The sequence below is a fragment of the Nocardia sp. NPDC058497 genome (assembly GCF_042720195.1).
Classification (GTDB): domain Bacteria; phylum Actinomycetota; class Actinomycetes; order Mycobacteriales; family Mycobacteriaceae; genus Nocardia.
Map to the genome: position 1 here is coordinate 1 of NZ_JBHXMY010000110.1, position 13,624 is coordinate 13,624.

At 69.3% G+C, this 13,624-nt stretch carries 12 protein-coding genes and 1 pseudogene; 9 read left to right on the forward strand and 4 right to left on the reverse strand.

The window, feature by feature from the left end:
* Positions 1 to 28: 28 nt before the first annotated feature.
* From ACFWPJ_RS10570 to ACFWPJ_RS10585, 4 genes are all read left to right on the forward strand, one after another.
* Positions 29 to 1,774 carry a glycoside hydrolase domain-containing protein gene (locus tag ACFWPJ_RS10570; RefSeq protein ID WP_378849526.1) on the forward strand — a complete coding sequence of 582 codons (1,746 nt, stop codon included), beginning with the start codon at positions 29 to 31 and terminating at the stop codon, positions 1,772 to 1,774.
* Positions 1,775 to 1,863: 89 nt separating this feature from the next.
* Positions 1,864 to 2,337 carry a hypothetical protein gene (locus ACFWPJ_RS10575; RefSeq protein ID WP_378849528.1) on the forward strand — a complete coding sequence of 158 codons (474 nt, stop codon included), beginning with the start codon at positions 1,864 to 1,866 and terminating at the stop codon, positions 2,335 to 2,337.
* 94 nt (positions 2,338 to 2,431) lie between these two features.
* Positions 2,432 to 4,057: an FAD-dependent monooxygenase gene (locus tag ACFWPJ_RS10580; RefSeq protein WP_378849530.1), complete on the forward strand. Its 1,626-nt coding sequence runs from the start codon at positions 2,432 to 2,434 to the stop codon at positions 4,055 to 4,057.
* Between the two features lie 99 nt (positions 4,058 to 4,156).
* Positions 4,157 to 5,224, forward strand: coding sequence for an NAD-dependent epimerase/dehydratase family protein (locus ACFWPJ_RS10585; protein ID WP_378849532.1), 1,068 nt, complete (start codon positions 4,157 to 4,159; stop codon positions 5,222 to 5,224).
* A 31-nt stretch (positions 5,225 to 5,255) separates the two neighbouring features.
* Here ACFWPJ_RS10585 and ACFWPJ_RS10590 read toward each other — a convergent pair whose 3' ends face one another.
* From ACFWPJ_RS10590 to ACFWPJ_RS10600, 3 genes are read right to left on the reverse strand one after another with little or no spacing between them, the layout of a single operon-like run.
* Positions 5,256 to 5,489, reverse strand: a complete 234-nt coding sequence (locus ACFWPJ_RS10590) for a hypothetical protein (RefSeq protein WP_189029049.1) — start codon at positions 5,487 to 5,489, stop codon at positions 5,256 to 5,258.
* A gap of 28 nt (positions 5,490 to 5,517) precedes the next feature.
* Positions 5,518 to 6,213 (reverse strand): hypothetical protein, encoded by a 696-nt coding sequence (locus tag ACFWPJ_RS10595; protein ID WP_378849534.1) that lies wholly within the window; start codon positions 6,211 to 6,213, stop codon positions 5,518 to 5,520.
* 17 nt (positions 6,214 to 6,230) lie between these two features.
* On the reverse strand, positions 6,231 to 6,725 hold the full coding sequence (locus ACFWPJ_RS10600; protein WP_378849536.1) for an anti-sigma factor antagonist: 495 nt from the start codon (positions 6,723 to 6,725) through the stop codon (positions 6,231 to 6,233).
* A gap of 185 nt (positions 6,726 to 6,910) precedes the next feature.
* Here ACFWPJ_RS10600 and ACFWPJ_RS10605 point away from each other — a divergent pair, with 185 nt between their 5' ends.
* A complete protein-coding gene (locus ACFWPJ_RS10605; protein ID WP_378849538.1) occupies positions 6,911 to 7,693 on the forward strand; it encodes an alpha/beta fold hydrolase in 783 nt (260 codons plus the stop codon).
* A 12-nt stretch (positions 7,694 to 7,705) separates the two neighbouring features.
* Here ACFWPJ_RS10605 and ACFWPJ_RS10610 read toward each other — a convergent pair whose 3' ends face one another.
* Positions 7,706 to 8,344 carry a TetR/AcrR family transcriptional regulator gene (locus tag ACFWPJ_RS10610; RefSeq protein ID WP_378849540.1) on the reverse strand — a complete coding sequence of 213 codons (639 nt, stop codon included), beginning with the start codon at positions 8,342 to 8,344 and terminating at the stop codon, positions 7,706 to 7,708.
* Between the two features lie 202 nt (positions 8,345 to 8,546).
* Here ACFWPJ_RS10610 and ACFWPJ_RS10615 point away from each other — a divergent pair, with 202 nt between their 5' ends.
* From ACFWPJ_RS10615 to ACFWPJ_RS10630, 4 genes and pseudogenes are all read left to right on the forward strand, one after another.
* The gene (locus ACFWPJ_RS10615) at positions 8,547 to 9,962 is read left to right on the forward strand and encodes an NAD(P)/FAD-dependent oxidoreductase (RefSeq protein ID WP_378849542.1); all 1,416 of its coding nucleotides are present in this window, start codon (positions 8,547 to 8,549) and stop codon (positions 9,960 to 9,962) included.
* On the forward strand, positions 9,955 to 11,736 hold the full coding sequence (locus ACFWPJ_RS10620) for an FAD-dependent oxidoreductase (protein WP_378849543.1): 1,782 nt from the start codon (positions 9,955 to 9,957) through the stop codon (positions 11,734 to 11,736). Before ACFWPJ_RS10615 ends, ACFWPJ_RS10620 begins: the two co-directional genes overlap by 8 nt.
* Before the next feature lie 180 nt (positions 11,737 to 11,916).
* Positions 11,917 to 13,203, forward strand: a complete 1,287-nt coding sequence (locus ACFWPJ_RS10625; protein WP_378849545.1) for an amidohydrolase — start codon at positions 11,917 to 11,919, stop codon at positions 13,201 to 13,203.
* Positions 13,204 to 13,334: 131 nt separating this feature from the next.
* A pseudogene (locus tag ACFWPJ_RS10630) lies at positions 13,335 to 13,589 on the forward strand (carboxyl transferase domain-containing protein); the annotation flags it as partial.
* Positions 13,590 to 13,624: the final 35 nt, after the last annotated feature.

Here is a 13,624-nt window from a genome sequence, read left to right on the forward strand (position 1 = left end):
TGCCTTTTCTCGCCCCCCAGCGTTTCTCTTGCCAATCTTTCTGACTAGATCCTGGGGGAACACATGTCCGAAAGGTGCCGATTTCGCCGCCCGTCTCATCGATCCCGCCGCGATCGCGGCAGCGGGGCACTCGGCGGTCCTCGCCTATATCTCACCGAGCAGACCGGGTGCGAATTTCGGCGCCAAACCGATCACCGCCGAGTACGCACGCGCACTCGCCGCGGCGGGCCTGGATGTCGTATCCATCTGGCAGTACGGCAAACCCGGCAATGCCACCCCGTCGGACTGGACGACAGGATTCGACGGTGGCAGGCGGATGGCCGAGCAGGCGCTGGCCACCCATCTCCGCGTGGGCGGTTCCCGGCAGGCCCCGATCTTCTTCGCCGTCGACGAGGACATCTCGCTCGCGCAGTGGAACCAGACGGCCGTCGAATTCTTCCGCGGTGTCAACACGGTGCTGGGTACGGAATGGACCGGCATCTACGGGCATTCGCGGGTGTGCGCGTGGGCGATCGAGGACAATGTGGTCGGCCGTCGCGGTGACTTCAGCTGGGTGTGGCAGACCCGCGCCTGGTCGGGCGCCGAGCGCGAGCCCAGAGCGGTGCTGTACCAGCGGATCATCGATACCCCGAGTAATCCCGGCCCGCTCATCGACGGCACACATGTCGATGTCAACGACATCCTGGCGCCCGACTTCGGGCAGTGGAACCTGGACCGCTCGGTTCCGGTGCCTCAGTTCACCGAGCTCGACCGGCTCGGGCGCTCGCATTCCCCGCGAGACGGAGCGCGGATCACCAACTTCCTCCTGCACACCCAGGAGGGCAACGGCACCGCCGAATCCCTGGCCGCCTACCTCAACAACCCCGCCAACGGCGTCTCCTACCACTACACGCTGCGCGACGCGATCGTGGTGCGGGTCGTGCCGGAGGAACTCGCCTCCTGGTCGGTGCTGTCGGCCAATCCGTTCACGGTGAACCTGTGTTTCGCGGGCAGCCGGGTCGCGTGGTCGCGGGCGGACTGGCTCGACATCGACGACGACCTGCGTATCGCCGCCTACCTCGCCGTCCGCAGCGCACACCGGCACGGCTATTCGACGGCGGTCATCGCCCCGGACTACCGCGTGGGCGACGGCATCGCCGATCACCAGTACGTGACCCGGGCGCTCGGCATCGGCACGCACACCGACGTGGGCCCGAACTTTCCCTGGGATGTCTTCGCCGGCTATGTCGCCGCCTTCGCCGGCACGGTCCCCAACGCCATCGATGACAGGGCGGCGGCATCGCCCTGGCTCGGCGCCCGGCGCACCGACGGCGAACTCGCGACTCCCGACGGCCTCGGTCGCTTCGCCGAGTTCGAGCACGGGTACGTCTACTGGCACCCGGACACCGACGCCCACGCGATCCCGACGGCGATCATGACCAAGTACGCCGAACTCGGTTGGGAGGCAGGGTCGCTGGGCTACCCGACCGCCGAGCATGCCGAACGGTCCGACCCGCGCGGCACCGGTCCCGGTCTCGCGCAGGCCTTCCAGGGCGGGACCGTCTACCGCCGCGCCGGGCAACCCGCGTATCGCGTCCACGGCGCGATCGGCGCGCGATGGTCGGCGGCCGGATTAGAGAACGGCGAGCTCGGCTGGCCCGCCTCGGACGAGATCGCCCACGACGACGGCGTCTACCAGGAGTTCGAGTTCGGCCGGATCTACTGGGTGCCGGAACAGATTGTCGCGCTGCGTAATTCCGGCGACCCCGACACTCCGCTCGAGCGTCCCGCGTGAGCGGGCGAGCGACCGTGTCGCCGCACTGACTACGCTGGCGGAGTGCCGCGCGCGGACGTGGCACGCCGACCCGTGAGGAGAATCGCGCCATGTGGCCGACCGACTGGCCGTCGTCAGCTCGCACGATCGCTACCGCCGTCGAGGCCGCCGTCGCCTCGGCGCACGCGGCCGACGAACCCGCGTTCACCGAGGCGGTCGCGAACCTCGCCGAGCTTCCCGCCGACCAGGTGAGCTCGGTGCTGGCGGCGATCGTGCGGGAACTGCTGGAGATCGCTCATCCCGACGGGCTCACCGGCGACGACGTGCGGGCCGTGCTGGAGGCGGTGGTGCGGCAGTCGGCGACGTGGTTCTCCCGCATCGACGCCGCCGCGGTCGTCGGCGCGCTCACCGGCGCACTCGGGGTCGACGACGCGAACGACCCCGACCATGCCACGACGAATCCGCAGCCTGCCGCGGTGCTGCTCATCGCCTACCTGGCAGGGCTCGCGCGGGTTCCCGCACAGGACAGCGTTCGGCGGGCCATCGACGAGATCGCCAGGGCCGAAACGGTCGAAATGCCCTGAGTGACCGAATATCGGTCGTAGTGTCCCCACGACCCCCGGCGTACGATCGGCACACCACACTGACGCGGATTCTTCCAGCACGAGGTGATGTCGCATGGTGGACACCGAAGTCCTCATCGTCGGCGCCGGTCCGGTGGGATCGGCAGCGGCCGTCGAACTGGTTCGGCGCGGGGCGCGCTGCCGGATCGTCGACGCGCTGACCAGTCCACCGCGGTATGCGAAAGCGGTCGGAATCCAGCCACGCACGCTGGAGCTCTTCGAGGCGATGGGTGTTCTCCGGGAGATTCTCGACGCCTCGATTCAGCTGCGCGGTCAGATCGTCTACGTCAACGGGGTCGAGGCAGACCGGTTGGAGTTGAGCTTGCCGCCCGACGTGCCGTTCGGGTTCATCGGCATCCCCCAGTACGAGACCGAACGCATTCTGTGGCAGCGGTTGGCGTCGATGGGGACGTCTGTCGAGCGTGGCGTCACGCTCACCGGGTTCACCCAGGACGACGACGGCGTCGATGCCACGCTCCGCGGACCCGACGGCGAGCACACCGTCCGGGCGCGGTATCTGGTGGGCTGCGACGGCGCGCACAGCACCGTCCGCAAGGCGCTGGGCCTGAGCTTCGAAGGCGCGGCGTTCACCGAGCAGTACATGCTCGGCGATGTGGAACTGGACTGGTCGCAACCGCGTGGCTACGGCGTGCGGGCGATGCATCGGACCGACGGCGTCACCGACGACGTGCTGGTCTGCATCCCGCTGCCGGGCCACCACCGCTACCGGGTGTCGATGCGCGTGCCGCCGGAGCTCGAGGTCACCGACGGCGACAAGGTGGCGCACGGCATCAGCAGCGGACCTGCGCCCGAACTCGCACACATCCAGGCGGTCCTGGACCGGCTGGCACCCGAACCGACGACGGCGTCGCGGATGCGCTGGTCGTCGGTGTTCCGGATCAGCCACCGCATCGTCGACTCCTATGGGCGGGGGCGGGTTTTCGTCGCCGGCGACGCGGCCCATATTCATCCGCCCACGGGCGCTCAGGGCATGAACACCGGCATCCAGGACGCGCACAACCTCGCCTGGAAACTCGCGCTCGCGGTAGCGGGGGTGGCCGCGCCGGACCTGCTGGCGAGCTACGACGCCGAACGCAGGCCCGTCGGGGAGGAAGTAGTCGGCCGCACCGTGCGCCACGCCAGGGAGGGCATCGGTGCCGGGGAAACCGACCCCGTCCAGGTGCTGCGGCGCGAGGCCCAACTGCTGATCGACTATCGCGACAGTCCCGTGGTGGCCGAATCCGCCGCCGGCGCACCGGCACCATCGGCGGGCAGCCGCGCCCCGGACGCGACCGGGCTGACCCGTGCGGCGGTGACCGATTCCTTTCGGCTGTTCACCCTGCTCACCGGCCCGGACCACACCGTCCTCGCCTATGTCGACGGCACCTGCGACGCCACGGCGATCGACACCATCGAAGCGTGGGTCGACCGCATCCGGGCAGTGACCGGCGGCAGGCTGGATACCTACCTGATCGCCGCACCCGACGCCGTCATCGCGCAGACGACGCTGTCGATCATCCGTGACCGTGACGGCGACTTCGCACGTCGGTACCACGCGGGGCCGGGCGCCGTCTATGTCGTGCGCCCCGACGGCTACCTGGGATACGCCGCCTGCCCTGTCTCGTCGGACGACGTCACCCACCACCTCGAAACGATCTTCGCCCCGCTGAGAACACCCTGACCGGCCCCGCTCGAGGCCTTACGCGGCGCCGGTTTCGCCTCGGCCGCTGCGGGTAGGCGCGCAGGAAGGAGGGGTTCGCTGACGACCTGAGGAGTAGGCATGCGCGTCGTGATTGTCGGAGCCACCGGAAATATCGGAACCAGCGTCATCGAAGCGCTGGCAGGGGATGCACAGATCGACGAGATAGTCGGCATCGCCCGGCGGATGCCCGCCGAGGAGCCGCCGGGCGTGCGGTGGGAGCGCGCCGACGTTCGCACCGACGAGCTGGAGTCGCTGTTCCACGGCGCGGACGTGGTCGTGCACCTGGCCTGGCTGTTCCAGCCGACCCATCAGCCGCTCACGACCTGGCGCGCCAATGTCGGCGGAACCGAACGGGTATTGCGTGCCGTCGCCGCGGCGCAGGTTCCCGCACTCGTCTATGCCTCGTCGGTCGGCGCGTACTCGCCGTGCGACGACGACCGCCGGGTGCCGGAGAGCTGGCCCACCGACGGCTGGCCCGCCGCCGGGTACATGCGGGAAAAGGCCTATGTCGAACGGCTTCTCGACAGATTCGAAGCCGAGTATCCCGACCGCCGCGTAGTGCGGATGCGGCCGGCGTTCAGTTTCCGGCGGGAGGCCGCGAGTGAACAGCGGCGACTGTTCCTCGGCCCGTTGCTGCCGAACAGACTCGTCCGGCCCGGCGTCATGCCGATCCTGCTGCTCCCCCGCGGGCTGCGGTTCCAGGCCGTGCACAGTCGCGATGTCGGAAAGGCTTACGCGCTCGCCGTCACCACCCAGGCGCGGGGCCCGTTCAATCTGGCGGCCGAGCCGGTGGTGGACCGGGCCGCGCTGGGCGCCGCGCTCGGAGCCCGCACCGTGGAGGTCCCGCCGATGCTGGTGCGCACCGCGCTGGCGACGGGATGGCACGCACGGCTGGTCCCAGCCTCACCGGACCTGTTCGACGCGATGCTGCATCTGCCCCTGATGGACACCGGCCGGGCACGAGCCGAACTCGGGTGGCAGCCCCGGTTCAGCTCCGAAGAGGCGATCCACCACATGCTGGGCGGTCTGCGCAGCGGTGCGGGCAGCGATACGCCGCCGCTCGATCCCCACGCGGGCGGACCGCTGCGCATCCACGAATTCACCACGGGAATGGGAATCCGGGAGGACGCCGCTCTGCGCGTCTGAGTCCGCGCTCGTCGGCGACGCCCGTCGCGGCTTACGCGCTGTCGACCAGTTCGTTGTGGCCTGCCATGCGGGCACAGCTGGCGCAGCAGTACACGGTGCCGGTCGCCTCGACGCCGTGGCCGAGGATCCGGCAGCCGCAGTGCGCGCAGCTCGGTGCGAGTTTCGATGCGGCACATTCGATGCTGTCGAAGGTCCAGCTGTCGCCGTTACGGCTGACGGTGAAGGATCGGGCGTAGTCGTTGCCGCAGGTTTCGCAGATGGCCATGGATGATCACCTCTCGGTCGGATCGATGTCAGCGTTGACGGACGAGCGCGGCTACGCCGTCTTCCGACGGCAGGCCACCGGTAACCGTGGTCACTTCGGCTCCCATCAGGAGCGCGGCGACGGGAAGAGCTTCATCGGCTCGGCAGGTCTGGTGTGGTGCCGTGCCCGCGGTCCAGCTCGCCGGTCCGTCCGGGCCCGCGACCACCTGTGCGCGGTCGGCGCCGACCAGTACGGTGCGGTCACCGAGCCGGTCCGGGTCGATCAGCAGGCGATCGACATTGGCCATCCGCAGCGCTTCAGCGGTCGCGCCGAGTCCGGTGACAGCCAGGCCGCCCGCACGGGCGAGTTCGGCGGCGAGGGTGTCGAGCACCTCCTGCTGCACCGCGTGCTGACGCAGCAGCGGTATCAAGTACGGCAGCGGTGAGACCCGGACGACCTCTCGCGCGGGTGGCTCGGGCAGAAATTCGTCGACGTGGACGGTGTTCTCGTCCAAGATCAGCAGCCTGCCCGCCCGGCCGCGCCCCGGCGGGCTGTCGGTGATCGCGCGGTCGAACAGGTCGAGCATTCCCCGGCCCGCGCCGGCGGTCACCAGCCGTTCCCGGATGGATCGGCAGCGCAGGTCCCATGGCTGTGCGGAGTCCTCGGTGTCGGGTGACGCGTCCATGTACACGACGGCGAACGGCCCGCGCCGCTCCGCGATCTCCAGCAGGTTCATGTCAGTCACACCGCGCGCGTACCCGATCACGGGAACCCGAATCGCGTTGTCGCCGATTTCGGCACACCGAGTTCGGGTGGGAGCGGGGACTCCGACGGTGGCCGTGCACCCGGATCCGTGAGCGCGGGACGAGCACCCGTGGCATCGGCCAGGTCCGTGTACAGCGGCAACCATTCGGTCAGGCCGGCGGCGGTGACGATGCGGTCGATCGTCGAGGGCATGGGGTTGACCACGCTCATCCGCGCGCCGCCGCGGCGGTACGCCTTGGCGCGGGCGGCCATGTCGAAGATGGCCCGGCACGACATGAACGTCACGTCGCTGATGTCGACCACCAGGTGCCCGCGCTCCCCCGCGGTCCGCACGGCGTCGTCGAGGATGTCCCGCCACCGGGCCGCGGTACACGCATCGATCTCCCCGTACACCTGCACGACGGTGGCCCCGCCGCCGAGGACGATCTCGGCGCGCAGGCGTGACGCGAGGTCGACGGGCTGGTCGTCGCCGCGGCTGGAATTGGTGTTCACGAGTACCCATTCCTCGGCACCGGCAAGCTCGCACGGCCCCACCGGTCCTGGCTGCTCGAGATCTGCTGGTCTTTCCCATTCCAGCACGCCGGATCGGCGCTGTCATCGGTTGTAATCCACCTGATGCGGAGCACCGGAATCGCGGGATCCGATGAGTTCCGGCGTTCGGAACCGTCATCACCACCATGAGGACGACATCGAAGGACGGCACGGAACTCGCCTACGACGTCTCCGGCGACGGGCCGGCGCTGATCTACATCACCGGCGCGACCTGCTTCCGGACGTTCCGGCCCATCGCCGCCGACGCCGCGGTGTTCGCCACGGAGTTCAGCGTCTACAACTACGACCGCCGCGGCCGCGGCGACAGCGGGAACACGATGCCGTACACGGTCGAGCGGGAGGTCGACGACATCGAGGCGCTGGTCGATGCCGCGGGTGGCACCGCGATCCTCTACGGCCATTCCTCGGGCGCCGCCCTGGCTCTCGAAGCCGCGGCGCGCATGCCGCACAAGATCGCCGCGGTGGCGATCTACGACGCGTCCTACGTGCACGACGAGGCCGAACGGGTTTCCTACGCCCAGTTGGCCAAGGAGGTGAGCGCCCTTCTCGCAGCCGACAAGAACGCGCAGGCGCTGAAGGTCTTCCTCCGAGGAATAGGCATGCCGCGCGCGTTCGTCGCGCTGTTGCCGTTGTTCCCCGGCTGGAAGACCATGAAGGCCCTCGCCCCGACCTTGATGTACGACATCGGCCTGACCGAGGTTCTGCCACCGGTGGAACGGTTCACGAGTATCGACGCGCCCGTGCTCGTCGCGGTCGGCGAAAAGAGCCCGCCCGGCCTGCATCAGGTGGCGAGTCAGTTGGCCGAGGCCATTCCCCACGCGACCCATCGCGTGCTGGCCGGACAAAACCATATGGTCAGTGCCAAGGCGTTGCTGCCGATGCTGCGGGAAGCGGCGGTGAACGCCTGACCGGCAGCCCAGCTAGGGCGCGTCGCCGTAGATGACGAGCCAGATCGCGCGGCCCAGCGCTTCGGCCAATTCCTCGTCGCCGATACCGGTTTCGGCGGCGAACGCGACCGAAATCGTGCGCTCGACCATCGAGGTGAGCACCAGCGCCGTGGCCAGCGGATCGAGCTGCTGCCCGACGCGGCCCGCCGCCCGTTCGGCCTCGAGCCGCGCGCGCACCAGCTCGGCGAAGGTCGCCACGCGCGAGCGCCAGTAAGCGCCGACTTCCCGGTCGTAGGAGGCGACTTCGCTCAGGGCGAGCAGCAGATAGCGGTGATCGCGGAAACCGCCGATCATCGCGCGCATCGCTTGCACGACACCGGCCTGCTGATCGGTGTGCTCGGCGCTCCACCACAGTTCCGCCGCCGCGAACAGATCGGTGGTCGCCAGCTCCGCCATCCGGATCAGCAGCCGGCTCTTGTCCGGAAAGTAGCGGTAGAAGGTGGATCTGGCCGCACCGGAGGCCGCGGCGATCTTCTGCACGGCGATCTCGGTGAACGGTGTGCCGTCGGCGAGCAGGTCTTCGACCGCGGTCAGGACCCGGCGCTCGAATTCGGCGCGCCGGTCGTCGGCGGGTTTGCGCGCTGATCGCGGGACGCGGGTCAACGAGGGCATCGGCGGACCGTTGCCGGTGTCGAGGCTGGTGCGCTGGCAGTGACCATGCGCCCATTGTGCCCGTCGCGCACCGGGCCGGTTCGGCGGCCGGGTGCGGGCGCCGGGAATCCTGTTGCGCGGGTTCGCTATTGACACCGTCGCGCCGATCACCTCATCATCAATCGGACACACTGTCCGAGACTTGTTGACCGAGGCGGTTCTCATGGTCGATTCCCCTGCCACCGCGGTCGACCGGGCGGACGTCGTCGTTGTCGGCGCGCGCTGCGCCGGGTCGGCGACGGCAGCGACGCTGGCAGGGGCGGGTCGCGATGTCGTCGTCCTCGATGCCGCCGCCTTTCCGTCGGACACGCTGTCCACCCATCTGCTCTGGCCCGCCGGTCTGGCCGAACTTCAGCGTCTCGACGCGCTGGCCGCCGTCGAAGAACTCGGTGCGCCACGGCTGACGACGGCCTTCGCGCAGGGCGCTGGCTACGGCGTCGGTTCCGTGTTTCCCGCGGTCGACGGCATCGACTACGCGATGTGTGTGCGCCGTACCGGACTCGACGCGGCGCTGGTGCGCATGGCGGTGGCCGCCGGCGCCGAGGTTCGGCCGCGCTGCCGGGTCACCTCGGTCGTGTGGGACGGAAACCGTTGTGCCGGTGTGCGGTATCTCGACAGCGCGGGCCGGGTCGTGGAGATCCGCGCGGCGCTCGTCGTCGGGGCGGACGGGCGGCGCAGCACCATCGCGCGGGCGGTGGGCGCTGAGCAGCCGTTCCTGATCGTGCCCAGTGGGCGCGACTGCTACTTCGCCTACTGGCGTGAGGCCACCGACGCGCCGCGCCACATCGCTGCCCAGTGGCGCGAGGGCTCCGACCTCGGCACGGCCTTCCCGTGTGACGACGGACTGGTGCTCAGTCTGGTGCAGCCGCCCGCTGTCGCCGGTGGCGCCCGCGGGCCCGGTGCAGCGGAGCGCCGCTATGTCGAAGCCCTGGCACGGATTCCGGACCTGACCGAGCGGCTGCGTGGCTGTGAGCGGGTGGGTCGCGTCCGCTCCGCCACCGGCATCTCCTCCTACTTCCGGCGCTCCGCGGGTCCCGGCTGGGCGCTGCCCGGCGACTCGGGACATTTCAAGGACCCCGTCACGGCGCAGGGCATCCGGGACGCACTGCACTACGGCCGGACACTCGCCGAGTCGGCCGTCGAGGTTCTCGACGACCCGCGCGCACTCGATGCGGCGCTGACGGAGTGGGAGCGCCGTCGCATCACCGAGTGCCGCGAGATCTTCCACTGGACCAATCGGCTGGCACGCGGTGAGGCCATGCGCCCCTTGGAGATCGAGCTCTACCGCACTGCCGTCGACGATCCGGAACTGGCGGAGATCACCACCGGCATCTTCTCCCGCACCCGCAGGCCCGCCGAGCTGTACACCCCGGCACGGGCGCTGCGCCTGGCCGGGCGCGCGCTGCGCCATCAGCACACCCCCGCCGTCCTCGCCGATCTGGCGCGCGAGCTCCGCGACGCGACCGGCGAATGGCTCACCACGCGAACAACTCTGCGTGGCACGGTTCCTCGCTCCACGGCAGCCTCCACGCCGCGCTCTACCCTCACCACCGCAGGTCCAGGAGAACACCATGCCTGATCAGCCGACACCGTTGTCAGCACCGATCACCCGGCGCACCGCGTTGCGCGCCGGACTCGTCGCCGGGGCCGCACTCGCGGTCGCTCCCCCGGGTGCCTCCGCCGCCCGCCGCTCGCCGCTGCTGCGATCGGGCGGTAAGGCGGTGGCCATCTTCGGCGGCGGCATGGCCGGTCTGAGCGCGGCCCACGAACTGGCCGAGCGCGGATACGAGGTCACCGTCTACGAACCCGCGTTCCTCGGCGGTAAGGCCCGCAGCATGGGTGTGCCGGGAACGGCGTCACCCGGGCGCGCGGAGTTGCCGGGCGAGCACGGCTTCCGGTTCTTCCCCGGTTGCTATCAGCACGTTCCCGACACCATGAGCCGAATTCCGTTCCCCGGCAACCCGAACGGCGTGCTGGACAACCTGGTGCGGGTCGAGGGCACCGTCGCCGGATTCCAGGGCCTGCCGCCGATCTTCACACCCGTCGAGCTGGGCGGACTGGGTCAGCTGACACCGGAACTGGTGCAGAACAGCATCATCGGCGCGCTCGGCTTCGTCCCCGACCTGCCCGCGCACGAGCTGGCGTTCTTCGCCAAACAGATGCTCGTCTGGTTCACCTCGAGCACCGAACGGCGCTTCGGCCAGTGGGAATACGTGACCTGGGAACAGATCATGCACGCCGAAGGCAAGTCGCCCGCGTACCGGAAGTACCTGGTCAACGCGCTGACCCGGATCACCGTCGCCGCGAAACCGCAGACCAGCTCGGCGCGCACCATCGGCACGATCGGCGAGGCACTGGTCCTGGCCGCCTCCGGCACGATCCCGCAGTTCTCCGGCGGCGTCGACCGGATCCTCAACCGCCCGACCAATGCCGCGTGGATCGATCCGTGGGTGGAGTACCTGAGCTCGCTCGGGGTGCGCTTCGTGATGGGACAGGGGGTTTCCGCACTGCGGCTGGCCGGCGGCCGCATCGCGTCGGCGACGGTGACCGGCGCGCGCGGCAGCTCCACGGTGACCGCCGACCACTACCTGTGTGCCATGCCGGTCGACCGCGCCGTCGACCTGCTCGACGGGGCGATCCTCGACGCCGATCCGCGCCTCGAAGGAATGCGAAACCTGGTCACCGACTGGATGGTCGGCATCCAGTACTACCTGCGCCGCTCGACCGACATCCCCGAAGGGCACATCGCCGCGCTCGGCTCGCCCTGGGCACTGACCGCGCTGCGCCAAGCCCCCATGTGGGTCGGCGATTTCCCCGCCACCTACGGCGACGGCTCGGTGCTGGAATGCCTGTCGGTCGACATCTCCGACTGGGACACACCGGGAATCCTCTACGGCCGCACGGCCAAGGAATGCAGTGCCGACGAGATCGCCGCCGAAGCCTGGGCCCAGCTCGAGACCTGGCTCAATACCGGCACCGGCTGGTTGCGGGGCGAGGACATCCATTCCTGGCACCTGGACCCCGGCATCACCTGGTCCGGCGGCGGCATCCACAACGAGACCCCGCTGCTGGTCAACACCGTGGGCTCCTACGACAACCGCCCCGACGCGCACTGCGCGATTCCCAACCTCTACTTCGGCGGCGACCACGTCCGCAGCCATATCGACCTGGCCACCAGGGAGGGCGCCAACGAATCCGGTCGCGCCGCCGCCAACGCCGTCCTCGACGCCGCCGACGACCCGGCTCCCCGCGCCCAGATCTTCCCGCTGGTCTCCCCACCCGCCTTCGCCGCCGCCAAAGCCATCGACGCGGACCGCTTTCGAGCCGCCCTACCCCACCTGCTCGACGGCTGAACCACACGTCCCCTGGTCGCGGCCGGGACAAGTGCGCACCTGATGCCACGATGCATCGACTGCGGCAATTGCCTGACTACTATTGCCGGGAGTGCTCCACCGCCGGCCGCGACACTTCGCCACAGCCGGCACGTCCCACTGAACCGGCCGCCCGCGGCCCAGCTGGAATTGGAGTAGCCGATGGCCGAGAACTCGATCTACGACCAGTTCGACCAGCGCGCGGCCGCCGTGGCCGATCAAGTGATCGCCTGGCGGCATACCCTGCACCAGAACCCGGAGTTGTCCAACCGCGAAGTCGACACCGCCAGGCTCATCACCGAGCATCTCGACTCGTTGGGCCTCGACGAGGTGCGGACCGGTATCGCCGGCCACGGCGTCGTCGGCGTGCTCACCGGCGGCCTTCCCGGCGACAAGGTCATCGCGCTGCGCGCCGATATCGATGCCCTGCCCGTCCCCGACGAATGCGGTGTGCCGTTCGCCTCGACGGTCGTCGACGACAAGTACCCCGGCGGGCCATTTCCCGTGTCGCACGCCTGTGGGCACGACTGCCACACGTCGATGCTGGTGGGCGCGGCCACCGTGCTGGCGGGTATGCGCGATCAACTGCCCGGCACGGTGCTGTTCGTGTTCCAGCCCGCCGAGGAAGGACCCCCGGTCGACGAGAAAGGCGGAGCGCGGGAAATGCTCGCCCAAGGCGCACTCGACGACCCCGCACCCACCATGGCATTCGGGTTCCACGTCACCCCGTATCCCAAGGGCTACATCGGATATCGCGTCGGCAACCAGTTCGGCGCCTCCAGCCTGGTCAAGATCGTCATCACCGGCGAGCAGGTGCACGGGTCGACTCCCTGGATGGGCATCGACCCGATGCCCGCGGCCGGCGCCGTGCTCACCGGAATCGGGCAGCTCTACCGCCAGATCAATGCCTTCGACCCGATCACCGTCAGCATCGGGCACATCGAGGACGTCGGGCGATTCAATATCGTCGGCCGGACGGTGACCCTGTGGGGCACCATTCGCTGTGCCGTCGAATACGACATGCCCGATGTGCAGAAACGCCTGGAAACCCTGGCCACCCACACCGCGCAGGCCTACAACTGCACGGCAGCGGTGGAATATTTGCAGGACGTGCCCGCGGTGCACAATCTGCAAACCTGGGTCGACGCGGGACTGCCCACCTTGCGCAAGGTCGTCGGCGACGACCGGGTCGTGCAGACCACCGCCACCCTCGGATATGACGACGTCTCCGAATTCGTCAACAAGTTCGGCGGTCTCTACGTCACACTCGGCGTGCAGGACACCGCTTTCGGCGGCCCCGCCGGAGTGGAACCGGTGCCGGGCGGGCGCGGCATCTACCTGAACCACAATCCGCACTTCTACGCCGACGACGACACACTGGTCACCGGGGTGCGCCTGCACAGCTACGTCGCCTACGACCATCTGCGCGGAGCGATCGTTCCCCGGTAGGGACACCGAACAGCAACTGGTGAAGGGTCACAACCCTGGGCGACTGGGTCTTCCGCGGCGGCCCCGGTAGTGTGGCACAACGCCCACCGGACGCGGTGACGGCGCCCACTGCGACAATCTGGATGTAATAGATGAGTGCTACTGCCGAAAAGCTTGCCGACCTGCGGGAAAAGCTGGCGCTTGCGCAGGAACCGGCCGGAGAGGCGGGGGCCGCCAAGCGAGCCCGTAAAGGCATCCCGTCCGCCCGCGATCGCATCAACATGTTGATGGACCCGGGCACCTTCATCGAGATCGGCGCTCTCGTGCGCAACCCCACCGACAAGAACGCCCTCTACGGCGACGGTGTGGTCACCGGGCACGGCCTGGTCGACGGGCGCCCGGTCGCCGGGTGCTAACCAGAACAAACAGGAGAAGGCCGGTC

Excerpts from the sequence above, each read along its gene's own strand:
- ACFWPJ_RS10605 (WP_378849538.1), top strand. The coding sequence starts at position 6,911 with ATGAGGACGACATCGAAGGACGGCACGGAACTCGCCTACGACGTCTCC.
- ACFWPJ_RS10585 (WP_378849532.1), top strand. The coding sequence starts at position 4,157 with ATGCGCGTCGTGATTGTCGGAGCCACCGGAAATATCGGAACCAGCGTC.
- ACFWPJ_RS10625 (WP_378849545.1), top strand. The coding sequence starts at position 11,917 with ATGGCCGAGAACTCGATCTACGACCAGTTCGACCAGCGCGCGGCCGCC.
- ACFWPJ_RS10620 (WP_378849543.1), top strand. The coding sequence starts at position 9,955 with ATGCCTGATCAGCCGACACCGTTGTCAGCACCGATCACCCGGCGCACC.
- ACFWPJ_RS10575 (WP_378849528.1), top strand. The coding sequence starts at position 1,864 with ATGTGGCCGACCGACTGGCCGTCGTCAGCTCGCACGATCGCTACCGCC.
- ACFWPJ_RS10590 (WP_189029049.1), bottom strand. The coding sequence starts at position 5,489 with ATGGCCATCTGCGAAACCTGCGGCAACGACTACGCCCGATCCTTCACC.
- ACFWPJ_RS10615 (WP_378849542.1), top strand. The coding sequence starts at position 8,547 with ATGGTCGATTCCCCTGCCACCGCGGTCGACCGGGCGGACGTCGTCGTT.
- ACFWPJ_RS10580 (WP_378849530.1), top strand. The coding sequence starts at position 2,432 with ATGGTGGACACCGAAGTCCTCATCGTCGGCGCCGGTCCGGTGGGATCG.
- ACFWPJ_RS10610 (WP_378849540.1), bottom strand. The coding sequence starts at position 8,344 with ATGCCCTCGTTGACCCGCGTCCCGCGATCAGCGCGCAAACCCGCCGAC.